At 71.6% G+C, this 26,584-nt stretch carries 23 protein-coding genes; 9 read left to right on the plus strand and 14 right to left on the minus strand.

What is annotated here, in order from left to right; all coding sequences use genetic code 11:
* Positions 1–48: 48 nt before the first annotated feature.
* The 3 genes from ACFHWU_RS05260 to pdxH form a co-directional block, all read right to left on the minus strand.
* Positions 49–669, minus strand: coding sequence for a nitroreductase family protein (locus ACFHWU_RS05260; RefSeq protein ID WP_416551396.1), 621 nt, complete (start codon positions 667–669; stop codon positions 49–51).
* Positions 669–1,634, minus strand: coding sequence for an aldose 1-epimerase family protein (locus ACFHWU_RS05265; protein WP_416551138.1), 966 nt, complete (start codon positions 1,632–1,634; stop codon positions 669–671). Before ACFHWU_RS05265 ends, ACFHWU_RS05260 begins: the two co-directional genes overlap by 1 nt.
* Before the next feature lie 85 nt (positions 1,635–1,719).
* Positions 1,720–2,379, minus strand: a complete 660-nt coding sequence (gene pdxH / locus ACFHWU_RS05270) for a pyridoxamine 5'-phosphate oxidase (RefSeq protein WP_416551137.1) — start codon at positions 2,377–2,379, stop codon at positions 1,720–1,722.
* Between the two features lie 199 nt (positions 2,380–2,578).
* Here pdxH and ACFHWU_RS05275 point away from each other — a divergent pair, with 199 nt between their 5' ends.
* The 3 genes from ACFHWU_RS05275 to sepH all read left to right on the plus strand — a co-directional run bounded on the left by ACFHWU_RS05275 (position 2,579) and on the right by sepH (position 6,318).
* A complete protein-coding gene (locus tag ACFHWU_RS05275) occupies positions 2,579–3,685 on the plus strand; it encodes a citrate synthase 2 (protein WP_123606312.1) in 1,107 nt (368 codons plus the stop codon).
* A gap of 158 nt (positions 3,686–3,843) precedes the next feature.
* Positions 3,844–4,971, plus strand: coding sequence for a phosphoserine transaminase (serC, locus tag ACFHWU_RS05280; protein ID WP_416589927.1), 1,128 nt, complete (start codon positions 3,844–3,846; stop codon positions 4,969–4,971).
* Positions 4,972–5,250: 279 nt separating this feature from the next.
* Positions 5,251–6,318 carry a septation protein SepH gene (gene sepH / locus ACFHWU_RS05285; protein ID WP_416551135.1) on the plus strand — a complete coding sequence of 356 codons (1,068 nt, stop codon included), beginning with the start codon at positions 5,251–5,253 and terminating at the stop codon, positions 6,316–6,318.
* 61 nt (positions 6,319–6,379) lie between these two features.
* On the opposite strand, the gene ACFHWU_RS05290 is transcribed toward sepH, so the two are convergent.
* The 3 genes from ACFHWU_RS05290 to ACFHWU_RS05300 form a co-directional block, all read right to left on the minus strand.
* Positions 6,380–7,693, minus strand: coding sequence for an MFS transporter (locus tag ACFHWU_RS05290; protein ID WP_416551134.1), 1,314 nt, complete (start codon positions 7,691–7,693; stop codon positions 6,380–6,382).
* A gap of 71 nt (positions 7,694–7,764) precedes the next feature.
* Complete coding sequence (locus ACFHWU_RS05295) at positions 7,765–8,199, minus strand: MarR family transcriptional regulator (RefSeq protein ID WP_416551395.1); 435 nt, start codon at positions 8,197–8,199, stop codon at positions 7,765–7,767.
* A 129-nt stretch (positions 8,200–8,328) separates the two neighbouring features.
* Positions 8,329–9,792 carry an NCS2 family permease gene (locus ACFHWU_RS05300; protein ID WP_416551133.1) on the minus strand — a complete coding sequence of 488 codons (1,464 nt, stop codon included), beginning with the start codon at positions 9,790–9,792 and terminating at the stop codon, positions 8,329–8,331.
* Positions 9,793–9,984: 192 nt separating this feature from the next.
* On the opposite strand from ACFHWU_RS05300, the gene ACFHWU_RS05305 reads away from it, so the two are divergent.
* The gene (locus tag ACFHWU_RS05305; protein ID WP_416551394.1) at positions 9,985–10,290 is read left to right on the plus strand and encodes a DUF2530 domain-containing protein; all 306 of its coding nucleotides are present in this window, start codon (positions 9,985–9,987) and stop codon (positions 10,288–10,290) included.
* On the opposite strand, the gene ACFHWU_RS05310 is transcribed toward ACFHWU_RS05305, so the two are convergent.
* The gene (locus ACFHWU_RS05310) at positions 10,259–11,116 is read right to left on the minus strand and encodes a DUF3027 domain-containing protein (protein WP_416551393.1); all 858 of its coding nucleotides are present in this window, start codon (positions 11,114–11,116) and stop codon (positions 10,259–10,261) included. The genes ACFHWU_RS05305 and ACFHWU_RS05310 overlap by 32 nt on opposite strands.
* Positions 11,117–11,201: 85 nt before the next feature.
* Here ACFHWU_RS05310 and ACFHWU_RS05315 point away from each other — a divergent pair, with 85 nt between their 5' ends.
* From ACFHWU_RS05315 to ACFHWU_RS05325, 3 genes are all read left to right on the plus strand, one after another.
* Positions 11,202–12,986 (plus strand): MFS transporter, encoded by a 1,785-nt coding sequence (locus ACFHWU_RS05315; protein ID WP_416551132.1) that lies wholly within the window; start codon positions 11,202–11,204, stop codon positions 12,984–12,986.
* 77 nt (positions 12,987–13,063) lie between these two features.
* Entirely contained in the window at positions 13,064–13,804 is a 741-nt protein-coding gene (locus ACFHWU_RS05320; protein WP_416589947.1) for a futalosine hydrolase, read from the plus strand.
* On the plus strand, positions 13,797–14,672 hold the full coding sequence (locus ACFHWU_RS05325) for a 1,4-dihydroxy-6-naphthoate synthase (protein ID WP_416551131.1): 876 nt from the start codon (positions 13,797–13,799) through the stop codon (positions 14,670–14,672). The genes ACFHWU_RS05320 and ACFHWU_RS05325 overlap by 8 nt, the downstream gene beginning before the upstream one ends.
* Positions 14,673–14,710: 38 nt before the next feature.
* Here the strand turns inward: ACFHWU_RS05325 and ACFHWU_RS05330 are convergent, their stop codons facing one another.
* Positions 14,711–15,097 carry a cold-shock protein gene (locus ACFHWU_RS05330; RefSeq protein WP_416551130.1) on the minus strand — a complete coding sequence of 129 codons (387 nt, stop codon included), beginning with the start codon at positions 15,095–15,097 and terminating at the stop codon, positions 14,711–14,713.
* 32 nt (positions 15,098–15,129) lie between these two features.
* Positions 15,130–15,744 carry an HAD family hydrolase gene (locus ACFHWU_RS05335; RefSeq protein ID WP_416551129.1) on the minus strand — a complete coding sequence of 205 codons (615 nt, stop codon included), beginning with the start codon at positions 15,742–15,744 and terminating at the stop codon, positions 15,130–15,132.
* 170 nt (positions 15,745–15,914) lie between these two features.
* Between ACFHWU_RS05335 and ACFHWU_RS05340 the strand changes: the two genes are divergently transcribed.
* On the plus strand, positions 15,915–18,449 hold the full coding sequence (locus ACFHWU_RS05340) for a helicase-associated domain-containing protein (RefSeq protein WP_416589928.1): 2,535 nt from the start codon (positions 15,915–15,917) through the stop codon (positions 18,447–18,449).
* Positions 18,450–18,498: 49 nt separating this feature from the next.
* On the opposite strand, the gene ACFHWU_RS05345 is transcribed toward ACFHWU_RS05340, so the two are convergent.
* The 3 genes from ACFHWU_RS05345 to ACFHWU_RS05355 all read right to left on the minus strand — a co-directional run bounded on the left by ACFHWU_RS05345 (position 18,499) and on the right by ACFHWU_RS05355 (position 22,145).
* Positions 18,499–18,759 (minus strand): hypothetical protein, encoded by a 261-nt coding sequence (locus ACFHWU_RS05345; protein ID WP_416551127.1) that lies wholly within the window; start codon positions 18,757–18,759, stop codon positions 18,499–18,501.
* Between the two features lie 133 nt (positions 18,760–18,892).
* Entirely contained in the window at positions 18,893–20,641 is a 1,749-nt protein-coding gene (locus ACFHWU_RS05350) for a cellulose binding domain-containing protein (RefSeq protein ID WP_416551126.1), read from the minus strand.
* Between the two features lie 118 nt (positions 20,642–20,759).
* The gene (locus tag ACFHWU_RS05355) at positions 20,760–22,145 is read right to left on the minus strand and encodes an endo-1,4-beta-xylanase (RefSeq protein WP_416551125.1); all 1,386 of its coding nucleotides are present in this window, start codon (positions 22,143–22,145) and stop codon (positions 20,760–20,762) included.
* A gap of 790 nt (positions 22,146–22,935) precedes the next feature.
* Here ACFHWU_RS05355 and ACFHWU_RS05360 point away from each other — a divergent pair.
* On the plus strand, positions 22,936–24,606 hold the full coding sequence (locus ACFHWU_RS05360) for a DNA repair helicase XPB (RefSeq protein ID WP_416567855.1): 1,671 nt from the start codon (positions 22,936–22,938) through the stop codon (positions 24,604–24,606).
* Here ACFHWU_RS05360 and ligD (ACFHWU_RS05365) read toward each other — a convergent pair.
* Together ligD (ACFHWU_RS05365) and ligD (ACFHWU_RS05370) are read right to left on the minus strand one after the other, a co-directional pair.
* Positions 24,598–25,551 (minus strand): non-homologous end-joining DNA ligase, encoded by a 954-nt coding sequence (gene ligD, locus ACFHWU_RS05365; RefSeq protein ID WP_416551123.1) that lies wholly within the window; start codon positions 25,549–25,551, stop codon positions 24,598–24,600. The two genes, ACFHWU_RS05360 and ligD (ACFHWU_RS05365), sit on opposite strands and share 9 nt — an antisense overlap.
* Complete coding sequence (ligD, locus tag ACFHWU_RS05370; RefSeq protein ID WP_416551122.1) at positions 25,541–26,512, minus strand: non-homologous end-joining DNA ligase; 972 nt, start codon at positions 26,510–26,512, stop codon at positions 25,541–25,543. Before ligD (ACFHWU_RS05370) ends, ligD (ACFHWU_RS05365) begins: the two co-directional genes overlap by 11 nt.
* Positions 26,513–26,584: the final 72 nt, after the last annotated feature.

Genomic DNA, 26,584 nt, shown 5'->3' on the forward strand with positions numbered 1-26,584 from the left:
CGATCCTGCGGCCCGTACCGCAGCGTCACCGCCCGCAACCGGCCCCGGTCAACCGTTCCACCGGCCACGGTGAACCACCTCGTCGACCGGACGGCGACCGCGACGCAGCGACGGGGAACGCGAGTCGGGTGCCCGGTAGCCGACAGTGATCGCACCGATCGGGACGAACTCGTCCGGCACGCCGAACGCCTCCCGGAAATTCGGCGTGCGCTCCGGCGGGATGCCGAAGAAGCAGGCTCCCAGCCCTTCGTCCACGGCGGTCAGCAGCATCAGCAGCGCCGCGAACCCGGTGTCGATGTGCCAGTACGGCACCGGCCAGCGCGCCTCGTCGCGGTCGGTCCAACCCTTGTCCGGCTGGGCGTACCGGTCCAGGTACGCCGACCGGTTGGCGTGCGGGACGATGATCAGTGGCGCCTGGGTCATGCCGGCCAGCCAGCGGCTGCGCCGCTCGGTGTCCGGGTCCGCCGCCACCGGGGTGGTCGCCGCCCAGAACGCCGCCCGGTCGTCCGGCCGGTCCAGCACCAGGAATCCCCAGCCCTGGGAGAACCCGGCCGACGGCGCGTGGATGGCGTGCTCCAGCAACCGGTCGACGATCTCGGGCGGTACCGGGCGGTCCGGATCGTAGTTGCGGACCATCCGCCGCCTACGTACCGCGTCGCGGAACTCCATCACCGGCCCTCCGGTCCCGGTCCCGCCGGCTCCTGCCCCGGCCGGATGCCCCAGCTCGCCTGCCAGGTCTCGGCCGGCGCCAGGACGATCAGGTCCCGCCCGGACCGGAACGCGTCCGGCGGGCAGGTCATCGGCTCGACCGCCACCGACCGCCGGTAGCGCGGCTCCGCGAGGGTGTCCCCGCTGAACAGCTGCCACCAGCCAAAGGCGGCGTCGGCCCAGAGCGTCACGCCGTCCGATCCATCCTGGTTGGACAACCGGACCGCGGAGCCGCCCGACGAATCCCGGTCAAGATCGCCGAACGCGGTGTCCAGCACCACCGGACCGATCCGCCGCGGCTTGGTGAAGTCGTACTCGCCACCGGCCACCTTCGCCGCACCGATCGGCAGCAGCCGGCCGTCCACCAGCAGCCGGCTGCGGGCCGGCAGGTGCAGGGTCAGGTCGTCAACGACGGTGTCCGGCAGCCGCAGGTACGGATGGACCCCGAGCCCGAACGGTGCCGGCTCGGCGCTGGCGTTGGTCACCTGATGGGTCACCCGCAGTCCGTCGGCGCCGACCGCCCAGCGGGTACGCAGCACCAGCGACCACGGGTAGCCTGGGTGCGGGAAGAGGGTACAGCCGACCACCACTTCGTCGGCTGTCTTGCTGATCAGTTGCCAGGGCAGCCAGCAGACCAGCCCGTGCAGCGCGGTGTGCCGGTCCGGCTCGGACAGGTGCAGCTGCCGGGTGATCTCGGCGAAGGTGTAGCGGCCGTCGCGGATCCGGTTCGGCCACGGTGCCAGGACCTGGCCGGCACCGCCGACACAGAGCTCGTCCTCGGCGTACCCGTCGACGTAGTCGACCCCACCGGCGCGGTACGCCCGCAGCCCGCCACCTACCTCGACCACGACGGCCTCGTGCCCGTCCGCCGCGATCGTCCACTGCGCTCCGGACGGCGGGCCCGGACGTGCATCGACGTTGTCCATGCGGCGACGATAACGGTTCGATCCAGCTCGCGGGTCACCCGCCGGCCAATGATCCACAATAGCTAAGAGTAAATTAAAGGTTGCGCTACGGTGCGATCCGCTCGATCGACCAGCCACCGCCGGCATCCCGGCGGTACCGCAACCGGTCGTGCAGCCGGTCGGCCCGACCCTGCCAGAACTCGACGGTCCACGGCGTCACCCGCAGGCCGCCCCAGTGCGGCGGCGGTGGCACCGCGGTCGGCTCCGGGAACCGCCGCCGGGCGGCGGCCAGACCGGCGTCGACCGCCGCGCGGTCCGGCACCACCCGCGACTGCGGGCTGGCCCAGGCGCCGAGCTGGGAGCCGCGCGGCCGGGTGGCGAAGTACGCCTCGGTCTGCGCCCGGGGGATCGGTGCCACCACCCCACGTACCTCCACCTGCCGGGACATCGCGAACCATGGAAAGAGCAGGCTGACCGAGGGATTGTCGGTGGCCTCGGTGCCCTTGCGGGACCGGTAGTTGGTGAAGAAGACGATCCCCGTCTCGTCGTACCCTTTCATCAGCACCGTCCGGGTACTCGGTCGCCCATCGACGTCGGCCGTGGCCAGCACCATCGCATTCGGCTCCGGCAACCCGGCCGCCACCGCGTCGGCGAACCACCGGGCGAACTGGGTGTGCCAGTCGACGGCGAGGCCGCGGCGACGCAGTTCCGGGGCACCGCGATAGTCACGACGCGGCAGACTCGGTCGTGGTGTGTCTCCCGTCACGTCGCTCTCCTGAACTAGGGCTACCCCTGGCACCGAACTTACGCTGGGTACCCACCAGGCACGAACAACCGGTCACCCACCGGGTACGAACGACCAGTCACCGCAGCACACGGACGTCAGTGAAAGCCGTTCAGGGCAGCCTGCAGCAGTTCTACCGGGCGCTCGGGCAGCACCGCCAAATCCCCACCAGGAGAGCCATATGTCCGACTTCAAACCGGGTCTCGAAGGTGTGATCGCATTCGAGACCGAAATCGCCGAGCCTGACAAGGAGGGCGGTGCCCTACGGTACCGCGGCGTCGACATCGAGGATCTGATCGGACAGGTCTCCTTCGGCAACGTCTGGGCACTGCTGGTCGACGGCCGGTTCGGGCCGGGTCTGCCGCCCGCCGAGCCGTTCCCGGTGCCGGTGCACTCCGGCGACATCCGGGTGGACGTGCAGTCGGCGGTCGCCATGCTCGCCCCGTACTGGGGGCTGTCCCAGCTGCTCGACATCTCCGACGAGCAGGCCCGCGCGGACCTGGCCCGGGTGTCGGTCACCGCGTTGTCGTTCGTCGCCCAGTCGGCCCGGGGGCTCGGTCTGCCGGCCGTGCCGCAGAAGGAGATCGACAAGGCGCAGACCATCGTCGAGCGGTTCATGCGCCGGTGGCGTGGCGAGCCCGACCCGCGGCACGTCAAGGCGGTCGACGCGTACTTCATCTCCGCCGCCGAACACGGCATGAACGCCTCCACCTTCACCGCCCGGGTGGTCGCCTCCACCGGAGCCGACGCCGCCGCCTGCATCTCGTCGGGCATCGGCGCGCTCTCCGGACCGCTGCACGGTGGTGCCCCGTCCCGGGTGCTGCACATGATCGAGGGCGTCGAGCGCAGCGGCGACGCCGAGTCGTACGTCAAGGGCGTGCTCGACCGCGGCGAACGGCTGATGGGGTTCGGTCACCGGGTGTACCGGGCCGAGGACCCGCGCGCCCGGGTGCTGCGCCGCACCGCCAAGGAGCTTGGCGCGCCCCGCTACGAGGTTGCCGAGGCGCTGGAGAAGGCCGCTCTGGAGGAGTTGCACAACCGCAAGCCGGACCGGGTGCTGGCGACCAACGTCGAGTTCTGGTCGGCGGTGGTGCTCGACTTCGCCGAGGTGCCGGCGCACATGTTCACCTCGATGTTCACCTGCGCCCGGATGGGCGGCTGGAGCGCCCACATCCTGGAGCAGAAGCGGCTCAAGCGGCTGGTCCGCCCGTCCGCCCGGTACGTCGGCCCGCAGCCGCGCAAGCCGCAGCAGGTCGCCGGCTGGGACGCGGTCCCGCACGACGTTTGATCCGGCATCGGTCCTGATCCGGTACGGATCCCACCGGCACCGGCCCGGGGGATGTGGGGCACGCCTCAGTCACAGACGTGGGACCACACCCCGGGGCCAGCCGGTCGGGTGCAAGGATTGGTCGACCCGTAGCGCCTCTGGAAGGACTGCTGACCACCGTGGCTGACGTTGCGACCATCCGCATCCCAGACGAGATCAAGCCCGCCGACGGCAGATTCGGCTGCGGCCCGTCGAAGGTCCGCCCGGCAGCCGTCGAGGCGCTGTCCGAGGTCGCCACCAGCTACCTGGGCACCTCCCACCGGCAGCGCACCGTCCGCGACGAGGTGGCCCGGCTGCGGCGCGGCATCGCCGAGTTCTTCGCGCTGCCCGATGGCTACGAGGTGGTTCTCGGCAACGGCGGTACCACGGCGTTCTGGGAGGTCGCCACGTTCGGTCTGGTCCGCGACCGGGCGCAGTTCGCCAGCTTCGGCGAGTTCGGGGCCAAGTTCGCCAAGGCGGTACGCGATGCGCCGTTCCTCGGCGAGCCGACGGTGCACAAGGCCGAGCCGGGCGGCGCCCCGACCCTAGTCGCCGAGGCGGGCGTCGACGTCTACGCGACGCCGCACAACGAGACCTCCACCGGGGTCGCGGTGCCGATCCGGCGGGTCGCCGGGGCCGACGACGGTGCGCTGATGCTGGTCGACGCCACGTCCGGCGCCGGCGGCCTGGAGGTCGACCCGACCGAGACCGACGTCTACTACTTCGCCCCGCAGAAGTGCTTCGGTTCGGACGGCGGCATCTGGCTGGCCCTGATGTCGCCGGCTGCCCTGGACCGGGCCGCCCAGGTAAAGGCGTCCGGTCGGTACATCCCGGCGTTCCTGGACGTGGTTACCGCGATCGACAACTCGCGGTTGGAGCAGACCTACAACACCCCGGCACTGGCGACGATCTTCCTCGCCGCCGAGCAGACCGACTGGATGAACGCCCAGGGTGGGCTGGCCTGGGCGGCGAAGCGGACGGCGGAGAGCGCGGCGGCGATCTACGGCTGGGCTCAGCGGTCCGCAGTGGCCACCCCGTTCGTCACCGATCCGGCACTGCGGTCGAACGTGGTGGCGACCATCGACTTCGTCGACGGAGTGGACGCCGCCCAGATCGCCAAGGTACTTCGGGCCAACGGCATCATGGACACCGAGCCGTACCGCAAGCTCGGCCGCAACCAGCTACGGATGGCGCTGTTCCCCGCGATCGACCCGGCCGACGTCGAGGCGTTGACCGCCTGCGTCGACTTTGTGAGCGAGCGACTCTGAGGCATATCGGGCGATAAGGCCGGTTCGGCGTGGATTGTCGCCGAACCGGCCGGTTTGCTCTAGGATGACGATCAACCGCCGACCGACCATCCGTGATCGCCGACGCTCGATCACCGTCCGCCACCCGACCCGCTCAGTGGACGGATCGGGGCAGCTCACTCGACATGCCCGGCGTGGCCTACTCCCATCAGGTGACTTATCGGCGTACCGTGTGCGGAGGACGTCGCGGGCGGGTCGACCTTGCGGCGTGGGGCAGCTCAGCGGGACGGAGGCAACGCGATGCGCCCGGTACGCTTCGTCGCCCTCTCCGAGGACGGTCAGGCCCTGGTCCTCGCTGACGAGGTCGGTCGACTGCTCGCCCTACCGATCGACGACCGCGTCTCCACCGCCGTGCAGGCCGACCCGGACAGCTCGACCACGTTGACGGTGGCCAGCCAGCCCGGCGATCCCCAGCCGTCGCTGTCCCCCCGGGACATCCAGGCCCGGATCCGGTCCGGCGAGTCGGCCGACGACGTCGCGCGGATCGCCGGGGTGCCGGTCGACCGGGTGCTGCGCTACGCCGGACCGGTGCTGCAGGAGCGGGCCATGCTCGCCCAGCACGCTCGGCGTACCAGGCTGAAGAACTCCGAAAAGGGTGCACCGCTCGCCGAGGTCGTCGACGGCCGGCTGGCCCAGCACGGCATCGACGCGGAGAAGATCTCCTGGGACGCGTACCGGCGCGACGACGGCACCTGGCGGATCATCGCCACCTGGCCGTCCGGCAAGGCCACCGCCCAGGCCATCTGGGAGCTTGACAAGAGCCGCCAGGTGATCTCGCCGCACGACGACATGGCGCAGTACCTCTGCACTGAGCGGCCCACCCAGATCCTCGGTCAGGAGCCGGCGCCGGAGCGGGGCGGGCACGCGCTGCCCGGTCCGTCGCGGGCCGAGCCGGGCCGGGGCGGCGGGCACGGCCTCCCGGCTGCCCCGAGTGACCAGCCACGACCCAGCCGGGACCCGATCCGGGCCGGGCGGGACGCGCTGCTCGCCTCGCTGGACCGACCACTCGGTTCGGCGGCCGGTCGCGGCCTGGAACCGGCGGCCAACGCCGAGATGCCCCGGCAGCGGCCGGTGGCCGGCGGCGCCGCCGCCCTGCTCGGCGGCGGCACGGGTTCCGCCTTCGACGACGACGCCGACGCGCCCAAGGAGGTCCCGGCGGTGCCGTCCCTGGCGGTGCTGCGGCCCCGGCGCGCCGCGTCCGGTGCCACCGAGACCCCGGCCGACAGCTCCGGCAAGTCCCGCAAGCGACTGCCGAGCTGGGACGACGTCCTGTTCGGTAGCGGCCCGGCCGACCGCGCGAGTTCCTGACCCGTCGGCGGCCGCCGGCGGCCTGGGACCGATCCGACCCGGGCAGTACCGGTCCAGGAGGTCAGGCTCGGACTGCTCCGGCATGGGCCGGCGCGGGTCGGGCCGGCAGTACGTAGAGCCGGGGCATCGGTGCCCACCTCAGCCGCAGCCGGCCGCCGGTGCGCCGCAACTGCCAGGCCAGTGCGGCGGCGGCGGTCAGGAAGGACAGCAGGCCGCCCAGCCAGATGCTGGCCCCGGCTCCGAAACGCTCAGCGACCCAGCCGATGATCGGTGCGCCGACCGGGTTGGTGCCCAGGAAGACCAGCACCCACAGCGCCATCACCCGGCCCCGGAACGCCGGGTCGACACCGAGCTGCACCCGCTGGTTGGAGGCCTGCGCGAAGTAGACCATGAAGAACCCGGTCGGCAGCAGCAGGAGCACCACCAGCCAGTACGTCGGGGCCAGCCCGACCAGGGTGCCGAGGCCGGCGAAGGTCAACGCGCTGCCCAGCACGACGTAGACCGACGGCCGGTCGCGCCGGCCGCTGGCGGCCAGGGCACCGGCCAGCGCGCCGACCGCGAGCGCCGTGGTGAACAGGCCGAACGACGCCGCACCGGTCTCGAAGACCGTCTTCGCCAACGCGGCGAGGGTCAGCTGGAAATTGAACAGCAGTAGGCCGAGCACGGCCATCAGGGCCATCGGCAGCATCAGGTCGGGGCGGCGGGCGACGTAGCGCAACCCGTCGACCACCTTGGCGGCGTCCCGCTGCGCTCCGACCGGCAGGCCGACTCGGTGCAGTTCGCCGGAGCGCATCCGGATCAGTCCGACCAGCGGGGCCGTCGACGCGAGCGCGCTGATCAGGAAGACCGGCCCGACGTCGAACGCCGCGATGGCCAGCCCGGCCACGGCCGGGCCGACGATCCGGGCGGTGTTGAACGTCGCCGAGGACAGCGCGAGGGCGTTGGGCAGCAGCGGGGTCCCGACCAGTTCGGAGACGAACGCCTGCCGGACCGGGGTCTCCAGGGCGTTACCGACGCCGAGCAGGCCGGCGAAGACGAAGACGTGCCAGAGCGCCACCACGCCGGTCAGCACCAGCACGCTCATCACCAGGGCCAGCACGCACCAGATGGCGTTGGCGACGAACAGCAGCAGCCGCTTGTCGTAGCGGTCGGCGAGCCGGCCGAAGATCAGGGTGAACAGCAGCACCGGGGTGAACTGGAGGGCGACAACCACGCCGAGCGCGGTGGCGGAGTCGTCCGACAGCTGCAGGACAAGCCAGTCCTGCGCGATGAACATCATCCACACACCGATCAGCTTGATCAGCTGCCCGGTTGCGAAGATCCGGTAGTTACGGACCTGTAGGGACTGAAAGGTGGTGTTCAGTGTCGCCCGCACTCGGGGTGCGCCTCCTCGGATCGTACGCGTCATCCACACGGGACGAAGCGGACCCGATGGCGACTGTCGCGTCAGCCGCGGGCGACCTGCTGCAGGATCTCCGCCGCCTGCCGTAACGTGTCCCGTTCGGCAGGGCTCAGCGCGGCGAGCCGGGTGGCGAGCCACTCGTCACGTATCCGCTCAAACCCGGCGATCACCTCGCGGCCTGACTCGGTGGCTGACAGGATCACCTGGCGGCCGTCGGTCGGGTGCGGGGTGCGTTGCACCAGTCCGCGCTCCTCGAGCTTGGCGACGATCCTGGTCATCGTCGGCGGTTGGACCCGCTCGATGTCGGCCAGCTCCCGCGGCGTCATCGCACCGGCCAGCTCCAGGCTGGTGAGCGCGGACAGCTGGGTGACCGTCAGATCGCCGACCGGCCGGGCCCGTCGGACCCGCCGGTTGAGTCGGGTGATGGCATCGCGCAGGGACGTCGCCAGTTGCGCGGCCGTGACCTGTCGCTCTCCCATCACCGCCCACTCCGTCACGTTCGTTAGCCTAACTAACGAACACACCGATCGACCAGCCGTTATGACCACCGTCACCGGCGGCACCAGGGTACCGCCGGTGACGGCAGGCGAAGCGACGAGGCGGTCGGCTCAGCCGATCAGCAACTCCAGCGGATGCCGCAGGAAGTAGAGGGTGAACAGCGCGGCCACCCCGTACAGCAGCGGATGCACCTGCGCCGCACGGCCCTTCACGAGCTTGATCAGCACGAAGGTGATCACTCCCGCGCCGATCCCGTTGGAGATCGAGTAGGTGAACGGCATCAGCACGATGGTGAGGAAGGCCGGGATGGCGATCTCGTAGTCGGTCCAGTCGATGGTGCGCACCGCGGTCAGCATCAGGAAGCCGACCACCACCAGCGCGGTCGACGCCGCCTCGAACGGCACCACCTCGACCAGCGGGGACAGGAAGACGGCCAGTAGGAACAACCCGCCGGTGACCAGGTTCGCCGCCCCGGTCCGGGCACCCTCCGCCACCCCGGCGGCGCTTTCGATGTACGAGGTGTTGCTCGACGTACTCGCCATGCCGCCTGCCGCCGCCGCGATCGAGTCGACGACCAGGATCTCCCGGGTCCTCGGCGGCATCCCCTCGGCGTCGAGCATGCCGCCCTCCTGGCCGACCGCGACCATGGTGCCCATCGTGTCGAAGAAGTCGGTCAGCAGCAGGGTGAAGACGAACATCAGGGCGATCAGCCAGGTCGCCGAGTCCCACGCGCCCAGCACGGAGAAGTTGCCGAGCAGCGACAGGTCCGGCATGCCGAAGACCTGGTCGGGCAGGCTCGGCACGGTCAACGCCCAACCGCCCGCTCGGCCGTCCGGACCGCCGGCCGGCCCGAACCCGCCGATCGCCTCGACGACGATGGCCAGCACGGTGGAGCCCAGGATGCCGATCAGAATCGCACCCCGTACCTTCCGGACCACCAGCACCAGGGTGAGCAGCAGACCGAGTACGAAGACGAACGCCGGCCAAGTGGCGATCATGCCGTTAATGCCCAGGCCGAGCGGCGGTGACGCGGTGCCGCCGGTGACGAACCCGGCGTTGACGAAGCCGATCAACGCAAGGAACAGCCCGATGCCGACTCCGATGGCGGTCTTCAGCTGGGTGGGCACGGCCCGGAAGACGGCGGTACGCAGCCCGGTCAGCACCAGGACCAGGATGATCACGCCTTCGATGACCACCAGGCCCATCGCGTCGGCCCAGGTCATCTGCGGTGCGATCTCGAAGGCGACGAGGGCGTTCACCCCGAGACCGGCGGCCAGCGCCAGCGGGAACCGGGCGACCACCCCCATCAGCAGCGTCATCAGCCCGGCGATCAGGGCGGTCGCGGCGGCGATCGCCGGGATCGCCAGCGCGGCGCCCTCGCCGTCGACCGCGCTGCCCAGGATCAACGGATTGAGCACCACGATGTACGCCATCGTGAAGAAGGTGGCCAGTCCGCCACGTACCTCGCGGCCGGGGGTGGAGCCGCGGGCGGTGATTTCGAAGAAGCGGTCGAACGCGTTACGTGGGCTGGGGTCCGGGGTCGGCCCGGTTGTCTCTGCCGGCACTGTCGCCATGGATCCTCACAGCTGATCATAAGGTCGATAGGTTGCGCGCATCGTCTCAGATCAGCTGTTACCGGCGAAGGTCCATCCGGTTACGTCCGCGACATCGACGGCCGACTCAGCCCGCCGTCCGGGTCGACCGGCCCGTCGCGGCGGTCCCGATCAACCGGGACGTACCCTGGTGAGGTGCCCGACTCGCCGCTGATGACCCCGCCGGACGCCCCGACCGGCCCGGTGCGGCTGCCGAGGGCGCCCCGACCGGCGCCACTGGACCCACCGATGGTGCCGTTCGCCGTCGGCGGGATGATCGCCTGGGCCGTCGCCGGGCTGGTCTGCCTGCTCGCCCGAGACTGGTTGGCCGACACCGGGCGTACCGACTGGCTCTGGACCTGCCTGGCCGGTCTCCTGCTCGGGCTGCCCGGGCTCGCGGTGATGCTGCGGCACGACGCCAACCGGCGACGGCGCCACGCCGACCAGGTCAGTCGCCGGCCGGACCCGAACGCACCGTGACCGTCTCGACCTCGCCGTCGTCGTAAACCGTGGGCAGCTCGTCCACCGGAGTCACCGCCGGGCCGGTCAGCGTCTCCGAGTGCGCGCCGCAGCCGTGGTCCACGCTCACCACCCGGCCGTCGTCCGGTGCGTACACGTTGCCGCACACCCCGAACGCCTGCCGCAGCGCCCCAGCCAGCATCAGGTAGAACCCGCAGGCGCCGCAGCGGGCCGTGTCCGGCGCGGCGACCGAGATCGGTGCCTGCGGGCCGTGTTCGCCGTCGTACCAGCGCTGCGCGGTGTCGGCGCGGCCCTCGCGAGACATCACCCGGCTCCGGCCGAGCCCGAGCTCCCAGGAGACCTCCTCGACGGCCGGGTCGTCCGACTGCAGGTAACCGGGCGCGAGCCGGTCGTCGTCGAACGAGGTCGGCAGCAGGTCACCGACGCCCAGGTCACCGGGCTGCAACCGGTCGTGCCAGGGCAGCCAACCCGGTGCCAGCAACGCGTCCGGACCGGGCAGCAGCACCGTCTCACAGACGGTCACCTGCCGGCTGCGAGACACCCGGGTCACGGTGACGGCCCACCGCCAGCCCTGGTACCCGGCAAGATGGCAGTCGAAGAGGTGGGTCACCAGCCGGTCGCCTTCGGCGACTGCCTGCAGGTGCTCGCCGACCTCGGCGGGATCCACCGCGTCGGTCAGCGCGGCGTACGCCACGTCGACGGCTTTGGCACAGACCGAGTCGAGGCGGGCGGCACGAGCGGTGCTCCTGGTCACCGTCCCATTGTTGCCTACCGGCCGGCACCGCCGACAGGCACTCCCCCGCCGACAGCGACTCGTTGTCGCCAGGCACTCCCCTGCCGACCCGGACCCGCGACCGCGAAAACCGGCACAGCCCGAGACGGGACAGCTGCGGATAGGTGAGGATGGGCGCATGGGGCTGTTTCGCTCGCTCGGGCACACGGCCGGGACCGCCTTCCGCGGCACCCGCGCGGTGCTGCGCGGCACGGCGCACAGCGGTCGCTGGGCCGGACACAAGGTTCTGCAGGTACGCCACCGCGGGGCGGGCGGTGAACCGGGCATGTCGCGCCTGTTCGACCTGCACGCCGCCTCCTGCGCCGGGGACACCCTGATCACGATCGGACTCGCCGGGACCATCTTCTTCAGCGCGCCGCTCGGCGAGGCCCGCAGCAGCGTGGCGCTCTACCTGCTGGTGACGATGGTCCCGTTCGCGCTGCTGGCCCCGGTGGTCGGCCCGGTGCTCGACCACTTCCGGCACGGCCGGCGGTACGCACTGGCCACCACCATGCTCGGCCGGGCCTTCCTGGCCTGGTTGATCGCCGACCACCTGAACGGGTTCGGGCTGTATCCGGCGGCGTTCGGGGTGCTCGCCCTGTCCCGGGCGTACGGCGTCGGCCGCTCCGCCGCCGTGCCCCGGCTGTTGCCAGCCGGGCTTGGGCTGTCCCAGGCCGGGGCCAGGGCCAGCGTCTACGGCACGATCGCCGGAGCGCTGGTCGCACCACTGGGGCTGGCTGCGTTCTGGTTCGGGCCGCAGTGGCCGCTGCGTGTCGCGTCGGTGATCTTTTTGGTCGGCATGGTGATCGCGCTGCGGCTACCGCCTCGGGCCGACTCCGAGCCCGCCGAGCGGGTGCCACGGGCGTTCCGGGTGTTCGGGATACGGCGGGGCATTGACCGGCAGCGGATCCTCACCGGGAGCCGGCTGGTGATCGCCACCCTGGTCGGCAGCGGCACGTTGCGCTGCCTCTACGGCTTCCTGCTGCTCTTCCTCGCCTTCGCGATCAAGGCGGGCGACCTGACCACTGTGATCGTCGGTCAGCAGCTCGGCGACGAGGGCGCGCTGGGGTTGGTCGGAGCGGCACTGGCCGCCGGCAGCTTCGCCGCCACCGCTATCGGCAGCCGGATGCGGATCAACCGTCCACTCGCCCTGCAGTCCAGCGGGCTGGTGATCGTGGCCGGTGTCGGCGTACTCGCCACCCTGCAGTTCTCGCTGCTGATGGTGGCGCTGTTCTGTTTCGTCACCGCGATCATCAGCGGCATCGCGAAGCTCGCGGTGGACGCCACCATCCAGGAGCGGCTGCCGGAACGGCTGCGGGCCAGCGCATTCGCCCACTCCGAGACCATTCTGATGCTGTCGTTCGTCGCCGGTGGTGCGTTCGGGCTGATCCCGGTGGACGGCCGGGTCGGTGTCATCGCGGCGGCCGGCTTCGGCATACTCGCCGCCGCCCGCGCGATGACCGTCGCCGGCCGGCAGCGCAAGGACCGGCTCAACGGCCGACCGGTCGACGCAGCCGACGACGTCCCGGACCCGCCCGAACCTGGCACCGCCGAATCAGGCACCGCCGATCCCGGTACGCCCGAAGCCGGCTCACCCGACGACGGCGGCACGGTTGTTCCGCCACGCGCCCGCCGGTCGATCGTCCCGGCCCGGATCCGACCACGTCCGCGACCCGCCCCGCCGACGCCGGCACCGCCGGCACCGGTCGGCGCTGGGCAGGGCGGCACCGGCCCGGTCGGTGCCGAGCCGGTCGGCGTCCCGGCCGCCGGCGCACCCGCCGGTCACCGCGACGACGACCGGGCCGACGGCCAAGCCGACGACGACGATCCGACGCCACCCGGATTCCACATCTACCGCCCGTCGTCGACGCTGCGCCGCGCGGCCGAGGACGATCGACCCGACGGGCCGGACAGCGGAAGCTGACCCACGGGCAGGTGACGAGTCGCCGGGCAACGACCCTGCCCGGCGACCGGTAGGTCCAGGAAGGCGCGGTGGGTAGGGTGCGGCAGGTGCGGATTCTGATCGTGACCGCGGTCGAGGCCGAGGCGGTCGCCCTCCGGCGCGGAATCGCCCCGGGCGGCGGCACAGCGGGCAGCAGCACAGCCGGTAGCAGCACGGCAGCGGGCGGCGGCACGACGGGCGACACAGCCGACCGAGCGGTCGACATCGCGGTGGTCGGGGTCGGTTCGGCGGCCGCCGCCGCCGGGACCAGCCGGCAGCTGGCACTCGCGGCGAGCAGCGGACGCCCGTACGACGCGGTGGTCAGCGCAGGGATCGGCGGCGGATTCCCCGACCGGATCGCCGTCGGGCAGATCGCCGTCGCCACCCGCAGCGTCGCGGCCGACCTCGGCGCCGAGTCGCCGGACGGGTTCCTGACGATCGACGAACTCGGCTTCGGCACCGCGGTCGCCCCCGCCGACGGCGCGCTCACCGGCTGGCTGCGGGCGGTGCTGCCGGACGCCGTACCCGGCGCGGTGCTGACGGTGAACACCGTGACCGGCACCGCGACGACCGCCGGGACGCTCACCTGCCGCTACCCCGACGCGGTGGCCGAGGCCATGGAGGGGTACGGGGTGGCCTGGGCCGCCGAGCTGGCCGGGCTGCCCTTCGCAGAGCTGCGTACCATCTCCAACCCGGTCGGCCCGCGCGACCGGGCCGGCTGGCGGATCCCGTCGGCGCTGGCCGCGCTGACCACGGCGGCCAGCGCGCTGACCAGCCGGAGCGCCAGTTACCGTGGCTGACGTGACCCTGCGGCTGGCTTTCTCCCCCTGCCCCAACGACACGTTCGTCTTTCACGCCCTGGTGCACGGGCTGGTGTCGGACGCCCCGCCGGTCACCGTCCGGTACGCCGACGTGGACGTCACCAACTCCGCCGCCGAACGCGGCGAGTTCGACCTGGTCAAGGTCAGTTTCGCTGCGTTGCCCTGGCTGCTGCCGGACTACCATCTGCTGCCCTGCGGGGGTGCGTTGGGCCGGGGCTGCGGCCCGCTGCTGCTGACCGGAGGTACGGCCGGAGAGGGCCGCTGGGCGGCCGGCGACCTGACCGGGGCAACTGTCGCCGTACCCGGTGAGCGGACCACCGCGTACCTGCTGTTCCGGCTCTGGTCGGCGGGTCGGCCGCCGGCCCGGATCGAGGTCGTGCCGTTCCACGAGATCATGCCCGGCGTCGCCGCCGGCCGGTACGACGCCGGCCTGGTGATCCACGAGGCGCGGTTCACCTACCAGCGGTACGGGCTCACCGCGCTGGTCGACCTCGGAGCGTGGTGGGAGTCGGACACCGGGCTGCCGATCCCGTTGGGCGCGATCCTGGCCCGACGGGGCGTCGTCGACCCGGCGCAGGCGACCGGCTGGGTACGCGAGTCGGTGCGACTGGCCTGGACCGATCCGGGCGCCTCCCGGGACTACGTGCTGGCCCACGCCCAGGAGATGGAGCCGGACGTGGTGGACCGGCACATCGGGCTGTACGTCAACGAATTCACCGCCGACCTCGGTGCCGACGGGTACGCGGCGGTCGCCGCGCTACTGGACCGGGCGGCGGCGCAAGGGCTCACCCCACCGACGGCAGGGCTGCTCGCGCCGCCGCCCGACGACCAGTCACGGCGGCGGTAGACAGTCGACCACTGCGGTCCGGGGACCGCGACCGCGGGTCAGACCTCCAGTTCGCGGGCGACCGCGTGCACCAGCTGGGCCACGGTCTGCGCCGTCTTGCGGTCCGGGAACCGGCCCCGCCGCAGGTCCGGCTGGACCTTGGCCTCCAGCACCTTGATCATGTCTTCGACCAGTCCGTGCAGCTCCTCCGGCGGTCGCCGACGCAGCTCGGCGACGGACGGCGGGGGCTCCAGCAGCTGTACGCCGAGCGCCTGCGCGCCGCGCCGGCTGTCCACCACCCCGAACTCCACCCGTTGCCCGGACTTGAGGTCGGTGACGCCAGCCGGCAACGCACCCTTGGGCAGGAACACGTCGCCACCCTCGTCACTGGTGACGAACCCGTACCCCTTTCCCGCGTCGTACCATTTCACTCGACCCGTCGGCACCACTGACCTCGACTTCACTCGCAGGATTGACCTCACCAGGCTAGCCGGAGCAGTGCGCCGGCCGCCGCCGGGAATCCGGTCAGGTCGTCGATCACCGCAGCCGCTGCGGTGGACCGCAGCTCAGCCGCCGAACAGGGGCCGGAGGCCACCCCGAGACCCGGTATCCCGGCGGTCCGCGCGGCCACCATGTCCGCCGTGTGGTCACCCACATACAGCTGTACGGCGTACTCGCGCAGGGCGACCGCCTTGCCCTCGGCGAACAGGTCCCCGGCGACCTCGTCCGCCGGCAGCCTCAGGTGATCCAGGTGCAGGCGAGCCAGCCGGCCGAGCTTCGAGGTGACCACCACCACCCGCCCGCCCTGCTCCCGGACCAGTTCGAGCGCGGCGACCGCCCCGGGCATCGGCAGGGTCGGACCGACCGCGTAACGGGGGTAGAGCGACCGGAACTGCTCGACCGCGGAATCGACCTGGTCGGCCGGAAACCACTGGCTGATCTCCTGGCGCAGCGGCGGGCCGAGCCGCGACACCGCGACCTCGGCGTCCACCTGCACCCCGGTGAGCTCGGTCAATGCCCGGTAGGTGGCGGCGACCCCTGGCCGTGAGTCGATCAATGTCATGTCCAGGTCGAATCCGACCACCGGCGACATGTGTACGTCCCTTCCTCGTCGCGCCCGCCACAACGGGTGGATCCGGCCGGCGGATGGCCGGTCGGGTGGCGGCCGGAGGGTGAGCCTATGCGGGCGACTCCCGAGCCGGCGCATCTGCTCCGGACGGCCGAGGCCACCTGAGGCGTCCGGCGGGCTAGCGTGGAACAACCATGGCCAACACACTCGCCGACCACCTGCGTTCCCGCTCCGACGCCGAGCTGGGTGACCTGTTGCGCCTGCGTCCGGACCTGGTGGTGCCGGCGCCGACCGACATCACCACGCTGGCCGCCCGGGCCCAGTCCCGGGTCTCCTCCGCCCGTGCGCTCGACGACCTGGACGAGTTCACCCTGCGAATCCTGGACGCCGCGCGACTGTGTCGGGAGCCGTCGGCCCGGGACGGCTCGGCCGGTTCGACCGACGCCGCCGACGCCGCCGTCGAGTTGGACGCGGTGCTGGCGATGGCCACTGTGCCGGGCAGCGGGGCGACCGCGGCTCAGGTCCGCGCGGCGGTGGGCCGGCTGCTGGCCCGCTGCCTGCTGTACGGGTCGGCCGGCCGGTTCCGGGTCGCCGGTGGGGTGGACGAGGCGAGTTCGCCGTACCCGGCAGGGCTGGGCCGGCCCGCCGCCGACCTGGACGACCGGGTCGCGCGACGGTGCGCCGACCCGGCCGCGTTGCGCCGGACACTGCTCAGCGCCCCACCATCGGCCCGGGCAGTGCTCGACCGACTCGCCGCCGGCCCGCCGCTCGGCACGGTGACTTCCGCTACCGCCACCCCGGCCACCAGCGCTCAAGCCGCCGACACACCAGCCGGCGGCGGTCCGGGCGACGGGGTGAGTCCGGTGCGCTGGCTGGTCGAGGCCGGTCTGCTGGCGGTGGTCACCGACGCGCCGGCCACGGCCGGCAGCCAGGCCGTGGAGTTGCCCCGCGAGGTCGGGCTGCTGCTGCGCCGGGACACCGGGCCGCTCGGCGCGCTGCGCCCCGACCCGCCTGCGGCCGGTTCCGCCGAGCGCGATCCGAAGGTGGTGGACTCGACCGGTGCCGGGCAGGCGATGGAGGTGGTCCGGCAGGCCGGCGCGCTGCTGGAGGCGTTGGCTGCCGAGCCGGCGCCGCTGCTGCGTACCGGCGGGATCGGGGTACGGGAGCTGCGCCGACTGGCCCGCGCCGGTGGGGTCAGCGAGTCGCTGGCCGGGCTGCTGATCGAGATCGGGTACGCCGCCGGGCTGGTCGGTGCCGCCGAACTGCCCGCCTCGGCCAGCCGCACCGCCGTCGACCAGCAGATCCTGCCGACCGGCAGCTACGACCAGTGGATCAACGAGCCGGTGGCCCGGCGGTGGGAGCGGCTGGTCGGGGCGTGGCTGGCGATGACCCGGCGGGCCGGGTTGATCGGCCGACGGGACGACCGGGACCGGCCGATCACCGCGCTGTCCACCGACGTGGAGCGGGCCGGCGCGCCGCCGGTACGCCGTACCGTGCTGGGGGTGCTGGCCGGGTTGCCGCCGGGAGCCGCGCCGACCGCCGACGAAGTGCTCTCGCTGCTCGCCTGGCAGGCGCCACGGCGCAGCCGGGGCCGCGACGACCTGCACCGCGAGGTCCTCGACGAGGCGGCTCAACTGGGCGTCACCGGGCTGGGCGTGTTGACCGGGTACGGCCGCTCGCTGCTCGCCGGAGAGGGCCGGGACGGTCGGGACATCTCGGCCGACGACGATCCGCTCGGCGTACGGGCCACCGAACGAGAGCACCGAGGTGCGGCTTCGGCGGCGGAACGCGCGCTGGCCGACCTGCTGCCGTCCCCGGTGGACCACGTCCTGGTGCAGGCCGACCTGACCGTGGTGGTGCCCGGCCCACCGGAGCCGGCCCTGGCTGCCGAGTTGGAGCTGGTCGCCGAGCCGGAGTCGACCGGGGCGGCCAGCGTTCACCGGGTCACGCCGGCAAGTGTGCGTCGGGCGTTGGACGCCGGCTACCAGGCGGCCGAGCTGCATGAGCTGTTCGCCCGGCGGTCCCGCACCCCGGTGCCGCAGGGCCTCACCTACCTGATCGACGACTCAGCCCGTACCCATGGCGGATTGCGCGCCGGATCAGCCGGCGGCTATCTGCGCAGCGACGACGAGGCGTTGCTGGCCACCGTGCTGGCCGACCGCCGGCTGGCCGCCCTGTCACTGCGCCGGCTGGCGCCGACGGTGCTGGTCTGTGTGGTGCCCGCCGGCCGGATGCTGGAGGCACTACGACAGGCTGGCTACGCCCCGGTGCCGGAGGACGGCACCGGGGCCGCGCTGCGTACTGGCCGGCCCCGAGCCCGGCGGGCACCGGTGCGGCATCCGGTGACGTTACGGTCGGTCGATCCGCTGGCCGCGCCGAAGCTGACCGCGCCCCGGATCAGCGGTCTGGTCGAGCAGCTGCGTCGCGGGGAGGCGGCGGCCCGGGCGGTACGGCGTACACCCGGCCCGATCCGGGCGGCCACCGGGCAGACGGTCGACGGATTGGCTGCGGTACAGGCGCACTCGCAGGCGCTGGCCGTGTTGCAGCAGGCGGTACGGGACAAGGCGCTGGTCTGGGTGGGCTATGTGGACGCGCACGGCGCCGCCGCTTCCCGGCTGGTCCGTCCGGTGTCGATCGGCGGGGGTTTCCTGCGGGCCGAGGACGAGCGCACCGAGACGCTGCACACCTTCGCGCTACAACGGGTGACCGCTGCGGTGGTGCACGACTGACTGACCGCGCAGCATGTGCTCCCGATCGGTACGCCCGGCGACCCGGGGCTCAGCCCGTGGGCCGACCGTCGTGCCGGTGCCGGCGGGCCGCCTCGATCACCGATACTGCGAGCAGCAGGGCGAATCCAGTGCCGAGCGCCTCGCCCACCGAGTCGACGAAGCCCTGACGCAGCACCAGCCAGCCGAACAGGAACCAACCGACCAGCGAGGACGACGCGAACGCGTACCAGAACAACGTGGTCCGCGACACCGACGACGGGTAGCCCCGGTCGGTCGGGTCTTGTCGATCCGCTCTGTCGTTGACCGCCATGACCGCCTCCCGGCCCGAATGCTGCCTTTCGCTCTTCCAGACTGGCAGGTCGGGGCCGGATCGGACAGTAGCCGGCAGCGGCCGACGTGTCCGGCGCCGGTGCGGCTAGGAACCCGCACCGGCGCCGGAGGTTTCAGTGGGTGAGCACGACGGTGGAGATGCTGCGTGCGCCCACGTTGACGGTGACCTGCTGGCCGTTCACCCCGACCGACTGGCTGGCCGCATTCGAGTACCGCGAGGTGAGGTAGTGCTCCGCCCGTGTCACGTTCTGCGGGGCCTGGACCACCGCACCGTTCACCGCGCTGTTCGAGCGGTTGAGGACCACCAGGGTGGTCTTCCCGTCCCCGGTGTAGGCGGTCACCTCCAGCGGTGACGCCTTGGAACTCTTCGTCAGGGCGACCCGCTGGTAGCCGGGGCGCACGTACTTGGCGTACTGGGAGAACGCGTATCCGCGCTTGAGCGGTTCCCCGGCCGTGGTGCCGTAGGCCGATTCACCGTCACCGATGAACGAGTAGAACCGCTTGCCGTACCACCAGATGTAGGCGGTCCAGTTGGCCTCCATCGTCCGGTGCACGGTACGCATGATGTCGTCGAGCGTCTCGTCCCAGACGGCCTGGTTGCTCGGGTCGCCCCAGATGTTGGAGCCGCTGCCGTCGGCCTCGTGATGGTTCCACTCGGTCATCCACACCGGTTTGCCGTGCTGATTGGCCAGGTTGTACGGCTTCAATCGGCCCGAGGACTCGAGGCCGTACAGGTGCCCACCGATGTAGCCGATGTTGTTGCGCGCGCCTGCGTCGTTGAGGGTCGGATCGGTGTAGCTGTAGTTCAGGTTGACCGCCTCGGCGACCATCAGCTCGGTGTTCTGCACCCGCCACCCGTGGTCGCGGACAAAGTTGCGCAGCTCGGTTCCGCTCCAGTCCATCGAGTCGTAGCTCGGGTGCCAGTCCGGCTCATTCTGCACCGAGGTGACGTCGACCGTCACGCCCTGGTTGCGCATGTACTGGACGTAGCTGTTCAGATGGTTGGCGTAGTCGTCGTAGTAGTCGGTACGCAGCTTGCCGCCGTTGATCCGACTGTTGTTGGTCTTCCAGGCCGCCGGTGCCGTCCACGGTGACGCCAGGATCTTCACGTCGGAGCCGTACGACTTCGCCGTGCGCAGGGCGTTGACCTGGTTCGACCATTCGCCGGACTCAGGTGAGATGCCGGTCCGGATGATCGACAATCCCAGTTGATCGGGGCCCAGCCCGACCAGGGTCTGGGTCTCGGCCGTCGACCAGGTGCTGCTGCCCCAGATCCAGGTGGCGGCTCCGAAACCGTCGACGGTCTGGTACCTGGTGGAGCTGTTCACCGTGATGTCGGCCGGCCCGGTCGGCGGCCGCGTGGTCGGCGGTGCGGTGGTCGGCGGTGCGGTGCTGGGCGGTGCGGTGGTCGGCGGTGCGGTGGTCGGCGGCGGTGCGGTGGTGGGCACCGTACCGCCAGTGCAGGCCACTCCGTTCAACGCGAAGCTGGTGGGAGCGGGGTTGCTGCCGTTCCACGACCCGTTGAAGCCGAACGAGGTCGTACCGTTTGTCGGGATGGCACCGTTGTAGCTGACGTTCCTGGCGGTCACCGCCGCCCCACTCTGGGTCAACGTCGTGTTCCATGCCTGCGTCACCGTCTGGCCGGCACCGAATGACCAGGTGAGGCTCCAGCCGGTGAGTGGGTCACCGAGGTTGGTGATGGTCACGTTGGCGCCGAACCCACCCGGCCACTGCGACGACACCGCGTAGTTGACCGAGCATCCGGCGGCCGCAGCGGCCGGGGTCGCGGCGGCCACCGCGGCCGACGCGAGCAGCACGGCCCCGACGGACGCCACGGCGGCGTTGATTCTCCACTTTCTCATTCACTTTCCCCGATCTACTGAGTGGCCATCCGCAGTGGGCTGGCCGCGATGCCTACCGAGAAGAGCTGGTTCAGCTGGTCCGGTGGGGCAGGACGGTCCCCTCACCGGCCCAGCGGGCTCAGCTGGCCGTGCAGCCGGGCGTCGGAATCGAACCGTTTCCACTGGCCTGGAAACCGAACTCGGTGGACTGCCCGGCACCGACCTGGCCGTTGTAGCTGACATTGGTGAAGTCGACGGCACCGGTGTTGCCACTGCGGTCGGCGTTCCACGCGTTGGTCACACTGGCTCCGGACGGCACGGTGAGCCGCACCCGCCAACCGTTGATGGACGCCGGTCCGGCGGTGACCCGGACGGTGGCCACGAATCCGCCGTTCCAGGAGTTCATCGAGACGGTGGCGGAGCATCCGCCGCCGGGCGGGGGCGGAGTGGTCGCCGGCGGTGCGGTGGTTGCCGGCGGTGCGGTGGTTGCCGGCGGTGCGCTGGTCGGCGGCGTGGGGTTACCACCGGCGTTGAGGGCGTTGAGTACGGCGTCGTAGGCGGGTTTCTTGTTGCCGTTGCCGTCGAACAGCAGCGGGTTGGCGCCGGTACGCCAGGAATCGGGGTCGAGCACGCCCCAGACGGTGATGCCGGTGCACCGGGCGACGGCGAGGCAGGCGCGGGTGACCTGGCCGTACATGTTCGCCTGGTTGGAGCCCTGCAGAATGTCGAGTTCGGTGATCTGGACGTCGACGCCGAGGTCGGCGAAGCGTTGGATGTTCTGCTGGTAGGTGGGGTCGAGGCTGGTGCCGAGGTGGGACTGCAGGCCGACGCAGTCGATGGGCACACCGCGGGACTTGAAGTCGCGGACCATGTTGTAGATGGCGGTGGACTTGGCGTTGATGCCGTCGGTGTTGTAGTCGTTGTAGCAGAGTTTGGCATTCGGGTCGGCGGCGCGGGCCGTGCGGAAGGCAACTTCGATCCAGTCGTTGCCGGTGCGTTGCAGGTTGGAGTCGCGGCGGGCACCGCTGCCGCCGTCGGCGAAAGCTTCGTTGACGACGTCCCAGGAGTGAATCTGGCCGCGCCAGTGGCCGGCGACCCGGTTGATGTGGTTGATCATGGCGTTGCGCAGGGCGGTGCCGGACATGTTCCGCGCCCACTGGGGTTGCTGGGAGTGCCAGACGAGGGTGTGGCCGCGGACGGTCATGCCGCGGGCGCGGGCGTGGGCGATGAGTTGGTCGCCGGCGGTGAAGTTGAACTGGTTCTGGTTCGGTTCGGTGTGATACCACTTCATTTCGTTCTCGGCGACGATGGAGTTGAACTCGCGGTTGAGGACCGTGGCGTGGGGTTGGCGGTTCAGCATGAACGAGTTCGTGGCAGCGCCGAAGTAACGCCCGCTTTCGGCCGCCGCCGCGCCCAGCGTCGACGCCGCGCTGGCCGAGTTGGCGACCGCTACCGCCATTGCGGTGGAAAGCACGATCGTCGCGGCGAACGCGACCATCGTGCGTACACTTCTGACCGTTTTCATTACCTTTCCTTCCTGACTGCGCGACCGGCGCCTATGGCCCACTGAGGTCGAACCGTCGGACGGCGACAGAGCTGAGGAACCACCGATCGAGCTCTTTCCAGGCACCGATGCCGATACGCCGCTATCCGGTCAGCAAGCATCCAGCGGAGTCGTAGTGGGATTGGGCGGTGCCCGGAAACCGCTGGGAGATCGCGTCATGCAGCGTGACCCGGGACGCTTGACCGAGGTAGACGAGGCCTGCCCGCAGCGCTCGACGCCGGAGGCCCGGCTCGGAAGGTGGCGACGCTGCCGACGACCACCCCGGCCGGCTCCCGACAAGACCGATGGATGCGGCTGGGGCGTGCCCTGAGCCCCACAGCAGGAGCATAGGTGCTACCGACGAAGCGTTCAAGACATAGAGGCATTTAGATTTAATCGCCGGTGGCGGCCGCCGGCTGCTCGCTGGAGAGTCGCCAGCAGCCGGTGGCCACCACCCGGCCACCACCCGGCCGCCGCACGGGTGCGGACCGCTCGCCCCCGTTGCTCCGCCCGCGTCGCCGCTACCCGAGCTGCCTCTCCGCCCGGACGGGTCACGGTGCAGATCGAACGCATCCGTCGGCGCCGGCCAGTGTGACGCCGCCCTGAGCGGGACAGCCGTCGTGGTGTAAGACGCCGCAGCCGCCGCTGAGGTTGCGATATTCACACGGTCCGCAACATCGCCACTCCGACAGTGGCGTCGGTCACCGGGGCCGCCCGGTGCCGGGCGATCGTGTGCGAGACTGGTGGGTCGGCCAGAAGGGGGATACCGACAGTGAACAACGGACCACTGATCGTCCAGTCGGACAAGACCTTGCTGCTGGAGATCGACCACCCGGACGCCACCGCGTGCCGGATGGCGATCGCCCCGTTCGCCGAGCTGGAGCGCTCGCCCGAGCACGTGCACACGTACCGGCTCACCCCGCTCGGCCTGTGGAACGCCCGCGCCGCCGGGCACGACGCCGAGAGCGTCGTCGACGCGCTGCTGAAGTACTCCCGCTACCCGGTGCCGCACGCGCTGCTGGTCGACGTCGCCGACACCATGGACCGGTACGGCCGGCTGCAGCTGGCCAACGACCCCGCGTACGGGCTGGTGCTGCGGACCACCGACCGGGCCGTACTGACCGAGGTGACCAAGAGCAAGAAGCTCGCCGGCATGTTCGGCGACAAGATCGACGACGACACGGTGGCGGTGCACCCGTCCGAGCGGGGCCGGCTCAAGCAGGGCCTGCTCAAGCTGGGCTGGCCGGCCGAGGACCTGGCCGGCTACGTCGACGGCGAGGCGCACCCGATCGAGCTGGGCACCGCCGGCGTCGACGGGCAGCCCGGCTGGTCGCTGCGGTCCTACCAGCAGGAGGCGGTCGAGCAGTTCTGGGCCGGCGGCTCCGGCGTGGTGGTGCTGCCCTGCGGCGCCGGCAAAACGCTGGTCGGTGCGGCCGCGATGGCCCAGGCCAAGGCGACCACCCTGATCCTCGTCACCAACACGGTCGCCGGCCGGCAGTGGAAGCGGGAGCTGGTCGCCCGCACCTCGCTGACCGCCGACGAGATCGGCGAGTACTCCGGCGAGCGCAAGGAGATCCGCCCGGTCACCATCGCCACGTACCAGGTGCTGACCTCGCGCCGCAAGGGCGCCTTCACCCACCTCGACCTGTTCAACGCCCGCGACTGGGGCCTGGTGATCTACGACGAGGTGCACCTGCTGCCGGCGCCGATCTTCCGGTTCACCGCCGACCTGCAGGCCCGCCGCCGGCTCGGCCTGACCGCCACCCTGGTCCGCGAGGACGGCCGGGAAGGCGACGTCTTCTCGCTGATCGGGCCGAAACGCTACGACGCGCCGTGGAAGGACATCGAGGCGCAGGGCTGGATCGCCCCGGCCGAATGCGTCGAGGTGCGGGTCACCCTCACCGACGCGGAACGGATGGGGTACGCGGTCACCGAAACCGAGGAGCGGTACCGGGCGGCGGCCACCGCGCGTACCAAACTGCCGGTGGTCAAGGCGCTGGTCGACCGGCACCACGGCGAGCAGGTGCTGGTCATCGGGGCGTACATCGACCAGCTGCACCAGCTCGGCGAGTTCCTCGGCGCGCCGATCGTGCAGGGCTCCACCACCAACAAGGAGCGGGAACGGCTGTTCGACGCGTTCCGGCAAGGCGAGATCCCCACGCTGATCATCTCCAAGGTCGGGAACTTCTCCATCGACCTGCCGGAGGCGGCGGTGGCGATTCAGGTGTCCGGCACCTTCGGTTCCCGGCAGGAGGAGGCGCAGCGGCTCGGCCGGGTGCTGCGGCCCAAGGCCGACGGCCGGCAGGCGCACTTCTACACCGTGGTCTCCCGGGACACCATCGACACCGAGTACGCCGCGCACCGGCAGCGGTTCCTCGCCGAGCAGGGGTACGCGTACACGATCGTCGACGCCGACGACGTCCTCGGCCCGGCCCTACCCTGACTCTTGGCTGCGGTCCGGGACCGGCGGCCCGACGGTCAGCAGGTCGGCGAGCAGGTCACCGTACTCGGCGAGGCGGTCCAGCACCTCGGCGGCGGTGAACCGGCGGACGACGCCCGGCTCGCCGGCCGCCGCAGCCTCCACCTCGGGCCAGGTCAGCGGCGCGGAGGCGGCCGGCACCGGGCCGGCCCGCAGCGAGTACGGCGCCACCGTCGTCTTCGCCGCGTTGTTCTGACTCCAGTCGATGAAGACCCGGCCGGGGCGCAGCCGCTTGGCCATCTTCGACGTGATCGTCTTCGGTGACCGGCGTTCCAGCTCCTCGGCGACCCGCTTCACGTAGCCGGACACCACGTCGGCCGGCTGCCCGGCCGACACCGGCGCGCCGAGCTGCATACCCTTGCGGCCGGAGGTCTTCGGGAAGCAGGCGATGCCGTCGTCGGCGAACCGGTCGCGGATCAGCACCGCGACCGCGCAGCACTCCTCGATCCCGGCCGGCGCCCCCGGGTCGAGGTCGACGACCAGCAGGTCGGGGTCGGCGCCGACCCGCCACTGCGGGGTGTGCAGCTCCAACGCGGCCAGATTGGCCAGCCAGACCAGGGTGGGCAGGTCGTCGGCGATCACGAAGTCGAGCTCGTCGCGGCCCCGCGACGACCCGGGGGTGGGCAGCCGTTCGGTACGCACCCAGTCCGGCGTGCTCGCCGGGGCGTTCTTCTCGAAGAAGAACTGGCCGTCGACGCCGTTCGGGTAGCGGATCCGGGTGAGTGCCCGGTCGGCGAGGTGCGGCAGCAGCGCACCAGAGACCCGGGTGTAGTAGTCGATCACCTCGCCCTTGGTGAACCCGGCCGCCGGGTACAGCACCTTGTCCAGGTTGGACAGCTCCAGCGACCGGCCGGCCACGTCCACCCGGATCCGGCCCTCGCCCGCGCCACGACCGCGGTCAGCCCGCATCGGCGTCCTCCTCGGTGACGTCGGTGGCCGGCACGTCCGGGCGGATCCGCAGGAACCGGGGGAACCGCAGCCGCCCGTCCGGGGTCTGCTGGCCGTACCGTACTTCGATCACCACCTCTGGGCGTACCCAGATCGCGCCGCGGGCGTCCTCCCGGGGCAGCGCAGCGTCGAACGGCGACACGTCGGTGCGCAGCGGCTCCAACGCGGCCAGCAGGGCCCGCTCGGCAGCCGAGCCGATCCCGCCGCCGACCCGGCCGGTGAGCCGCAGTGCGCCGGTCGCCACGCCGGCCGCGTCCCGCACCGGTACGCCGACCAGCAGCCCACCGATCCGGCGGGCACCGGGACGCCAGCCACCGACGACGAAGTCCCGGGTCAGCTCGATTTTGACCTTGACCCAGTCGGGGCTGCGGGCACCCGGCCGGTAGATCGCGTCGCGTCGCTTGGCGACCACGCCTTCCAGCCCGTGCTCGGCGGCGGCGGCCCGGGTCGCCGGCCCGTCGGTGAAGCTGGGCGGTACCGCCCACGCCGGCCCGGCCAGCCCGAGCGCTTCGAGGGCGTGCCGCCGGTCGTGGTACGGCCAGCCGGTCAGGTCGGCTCCGCGCAGCCGCAGCAGGTCGAAGATCATGTACGTGGCCGGCGCACCGGCGGCCAGTCGGGCCGCCCGCGCCGGGTCCCGTACGTGCATCCGTTCGGCGAGCAGGGTGAACGACGGTCGGCCGGCGGCGTCGAGCAGCACCATCTCCCCGTCGAGCAGGGCGTCGTCCAGGGCGCGGGGCAGCCCGGACAGCTCCGGGTAGGCGACGGTGATCTCGGCGCCGGACCGGGCGTACAGCCGCTGCCCGCCGGCGGAGATATCGGCCAGAGCGCGCACGCCGTCCCATTTGAACTCGTACCACCAGCCGGGGCCTGTGGGCAGCTCCCCGGTCGTCGCGAGCATCGGCCGCAGCGGTCCACCCGGCATCCTGTCACTGTAAAACCAGCAACGAAGTGGTCGCGCTGAGTTCTGTCGGATGCGATCCTGGATCAACACCGG

This window comes from Micromonospora sp. LOL_015 (assembly GCF_048060275.1).
Lineage (GTDB): Bacteria > Actinomycetota > Actinomycetes > Mycobacteriales > Micromonosporaceae > Micromonospora_E.

What these genes read in the sequence shown, in the direction of transcription:
- ligD (WP_416551123.1), bottom strand. Translation starts at nt 25,551, where the DNA reads ATGCGGGCTGACCGCGGTCGTGGCGCGGGCGAGGGCCGGATCCGGGTG.
- ACFHWU_RS05355 (WP_416551125.1), bottom strand. Translation starts at nt 22,145, where the DNA reads ATGAAAACGGTCAGAAGTGTACGCACGATGGTCGCGTTCGCCGCGACG.
- ACFHWU_RS05345 (WP_416551127.1), bottom strand. Translation starts at nt 18,759, where the DNA reads ATGGCGGTCAACGACAGAGCGGATCGACAAGACCCGACCGACCGGGGC.
- ACFHWU_RS05275 (WP_123606312.1), top strand. Translation starts at nt 2,579, where the DNA reads ATGTCCGACTTCAAACCGGGTCTCGAAGGTGTGATCGCATTCGAGACC.
- ACFHWU_RS05300 (WP_416551133.1), bottom strand. Translation starts at nt 9,792, where the DNA reads ATGGCGACAGTGCCGGCAGAGACAACCGGGCCGACCCCGGACCCCAGC.
- ACFHWU_RS05350 (WP_416551126.1), bottom strand. Translation starts at nt 20,641, where the DNA reads ATGAGAAAGTGGAGAATCAACGCCGCCGTGGCGTCCGTCGGGGCCGTG.
- ACFHWU_RS05315 (WP_416551132.1), top strand. Translation starts at nt 11,202, where the DNA reads ATGGGGCTGTTTCGCTCGCTCGGGCACACGGCCGGGACCGCCTTCCGC.
- ACFHWU_RS05260 (WP_416551396.1), bottom strand. Translation starts at nt 669, where the DNA reads ATGGAGTTCCGCGACGCGGTACGTAGGCGGCGGATGGTCCGCAACTAC.
- ligD (WP_416551122.1), bottom strand. Translation starts at nt 26,512, where the DNA reads ATGCCGGGTGGACCGCTGCGGCCGATGCTCGCGACGACCGGGGAGCTG.
- sepH (WP_416551135.1), top strand. Translation starts at nt 5,251, where the DNA reads ATGCGCCCGGTACGCTTCGTCGCCCTCTCCGAGGACGGTCAGGCCCTG.
- ACFHWU_RS05335 (WP_416551129.1), bottom strand. Translation starts at nt 15,744, where the DNA reads ATGTCGCCGGTGGTCGGATTCGACCTGGACATGACATTGATCGACTCA.
- ACFHWU_RS05340 (WP_416589928.1), top strand. Translation starts at nt 15,915, where the DNA reads ATGGCCAACACACTCGCCGACCACCTGCGTTCCCGCTCCGACGCCGAG.
- ACFHWU_RS05305 (WP_416551394.1), top strand. Translation starts at nt 9,985, where the DNA reads ATGACCCCGCCGGACGCCCCGACCGGCCCGGTGCGGCTGCCGAGGGCG.
- ACFHWU_RS05295 (WP_416551395.1), bottom strand. Translation starts at nt 8,199, where the DNA reads ATGGGAGAGCGACAGGTCACGGCCGCGCAACTGGCGACGTCCCTGCGC.
- ACFHWU_RS05265 (WP_416551138.1), bottom strand. Translation starts at nt 1,634, where the DNA reads ATGGACAACGTCGATGCACGTCCGGGCCCGCCGTCCGGAGCGCAGTGG.